Below are 2574 nucleotides of genomic sequence, written 5' to 3'. Positions count from 1 at the left end.
CACGCCGCCAGCGTTCATCCTGAGCCAGGATCAAACTCTCAAATTAAAAGTTTAATCATTTACTCATATTACTTATAAAAGAATTGCTGGTTTACTTAAATTTATCTGTTTAATTTTCAAAGATCATTTCTTTCATTTATCTTGTCGCATTCAATCGACTAATTTAGTTTACTACTTTAGTCGTTTCTTGTCAATAACTTTTTAAAAGTTTTTTAATTTTATTTAAAATAAATTAACTTTCAAAAGTTTTTATCGACATCAACAACGTATTTTATCTTATCATTTAATTCAATATTACAATTCATATAATTTGCCTATTAAAGAAAAATAAATTTAATTTTCTTTAATTTATTACTTTTTTCTATATTTTTCTGCTATAGATACACCAGGCAATGTTTACTTTTAACTTTATTAATTAGCATATTAAATAAAGTTAAATACCTATAACACTAAAAAATTAACGCTTAAACTTTAATAAATTTATTAAAGTTATTAAAGTTATTAAAGTTATTAAAGTTATTAATAAACTAAATCAAAAATTTTATTAATTTAAACCTCAATTAAATTTTAAATTAAATAAATTAAAAATATCTATGTCTAACTAATTTAAATCTTTTAATGCAACACATCCTTAAATTTATTCATAGATAGGAATAATATATATTTTACATAATTACAATTTTATACTTCTACACTTATTCCTACACAACAAGAACAAGTACAACAACAACAAGCGCCTGGTGCTATAGTAACTTCTTTAATAACCATGGTAGTAGCTAAGATATTTTCATTAAATTTTAACATGTCTATCTCTCCTATCTACTATTTAATATTATTACTTTTAACTAAAGCTTGTACAGTTTTAATTTATCTTATTGTTATTTCAAGTAATATTTTTAAAAATAATTTATTAATAATTTAACTTGTTCTTAAAGTTTATTTACTTTTAATGATATTCTATTAAAATATTTATTCTGTATTAGGTTGATTAAAATTTGTTGATACTGAACCACTTCCTATATTTACACCTATACAACAACAACAAGTACAACAACAACAAGATCCTATATCATATTGAAGATATTGTTTTTTTAGAGAACTATGTTGAAAACATTCATTATATCCTATTACATTTATCATAAGCTTTTTATTAAGTATTGTAGTTGATAAGACATTTTCACTAAATTTTAACATATATATTCCTCCTATCTACTACTTTAGTTTGCTCATTAAATTATTAATTATTCTTAAACTTTGAATTTGTATATTTTTTATAAAAATCAAAAAATTTTATTACTTATTTTATTGTCTAAAATAATTTATGATTAAATAAAACTTTCTATTTTTTATTATTTTTCAAAAAAAATCATAACCACCCGTAAAACGGGTGGTTTGCTCTAGCCCTATAAGAACATGTTACTGCTGTGCTACTCGCAATTTGAACGGTCTGCCAACCGCATTTTTTTCACTAACTACCCCTTAAAGGGGTCTTATTATTTATTTTTCTTTATCGGCTCACCCGTAAACGGGTCAATATACTCTTTTAAACTTATTTGTTCATATGCTATATCTTCCTGTATTTGATTTTTAATATATTCTTCTATCGCCTTTTTATTTCTTCCAACTGTATCAATATAATACCCCTTACACCAAAATTGTCTATTCCCATATTTATATTTTTAATTGCATGTCTATCGAAAATCATCAAAGAACTTTTTCCTTTTAAATATCCCATAAATTGAGAAATACTTAGTTTTGGCGAAATACTTACAAGCATGTGTATGTGATCTTTACATGCATTTGCTTCTATTATTTCTACTCCCTTTTGATCACATAAGCTTTCTTAATATCGCTCCTAGATCTGATTTGATTTTTACATAAATTATTTGTCTTCTATATTTTCGTGCAAAAACTATATATATTTGCAATTTCATTTACTATGTGCTAAGTTACTATTGTCCATTTTGCATACCTCCTTGTAAAATTAAGTTTTGGTCAGCAAACCTACTATTATTTTACATCGGAGGTTTTATTTTTTTCTACTCATAGCTATAAGCTTTTTAGAACCACAGGTAAAACCTATGGTATTCATTAATACAAAAAAAAGCTTAGTATTTTCATACTAAGCTTTTGGTGGCTCGAGCAGGAATCGAACCAGCGACACGAGGATTTTCAGTCCTCTGCTCTACCGACTGAGCTATCGAGCCATATTTAACCTGGCAACCACCTACTCTCCCACACAGTCTCCCGTGCAGTACCATCGGCCTCCTAAGGCTTAACCTTCGTGTTCGGAATGGGAACGGGTGTTACCCTTAGGAGCATTCTCACCAGATTTTAAGAACTTTTTGTTCTTTCAAAATTGCACTAAGTATTAAGTTTACTTTTATTTGGTCAAGCCCTCGACCTATTAGTATCAGTCAGCTGAACATGTTACCATGCTTACACCCCTGACCTATCAACCTTGTGTTCTTCAAGGGGTCTTACTAGCTTATGCTATGGGAAATCTCATCTTGAGGTGGGCTTCACGCTTAGATGCTTTCAGCGTTTATCCCTTCCCGACTTAGCTACCCAGCT

The 2574-nt window shown here is 27.9% G+C and carries 2 protein-coding genes, 1 tRNA gene, 2 rRNA genes and 1 pseudogene; all 6 read right to left on the bottom strand.

Annotated elements, in window-relative coordinates:
• Nucleotides 1–681: 681 nt before the first annotated feature.
• On the bottom strand, nt 682–804 hold the full coding sequence (locus GBZ86_RS14820; RefSeq protein WP_152891927.1) for a streptolysin S family TOMM toxin: 123 nt from the start codon (nt 802–804) through the stop codon (nt 682–684).
• A 165-nt stretch (nt 805–969) separates the two neighbouring features.
• Nucleotides 970–1194, bottom strand: coding sequence for a streptolysin S family TOMM toxin (locus GBZ86_RS14815; protein ID WP_152891925.1), 225 nt, complete (start codon nt 1192–1194; stop codon nt 970–972).
• Nucleotides 1195–1493: 299 nt separating this feature from the next.
• A pseudogene (gene tnpA / locus GBZ86_RS14810) lies at nt 1494–1963 on the bottom strand (IS200/IS605 family transposase).
• 168 nt (nt 1964–2131) lie between these two features.
• Nucleotides 2132–2207: transfer RNA gene (locus GBZ86_RS14805), tRNA-Phe, on the bottom strand.
• A gap of 7 nt (nt 2208–2214) precedes the next feature.
• Nucleotides 2215–2332 (bottom strand): 5S ribosomal RNA (gene rrf / locus GBZ86_RS14800).
• A gap of 55 nt (nt 2333–2387) precedes the next feature.
• A 23S ribosomal RNA gene (locus GBZ86_RS14795) occupies nt 2388–2574 on the bottom strand; the annotation flags it as partial.

This window comes from Clostridium tarantellae (assembly GCF_009295725.1).
In the GTDB taxonomy this organism is placed as follows: domain Bacteria; phylum Bacillota; class Clostridia; order Clostridiales; family Clostridiaceae; genus Sarcina; species Sarcina tarantellae.
This window is presented reverse-complemented; position numbering and strand designations above follow the sequence as displayed.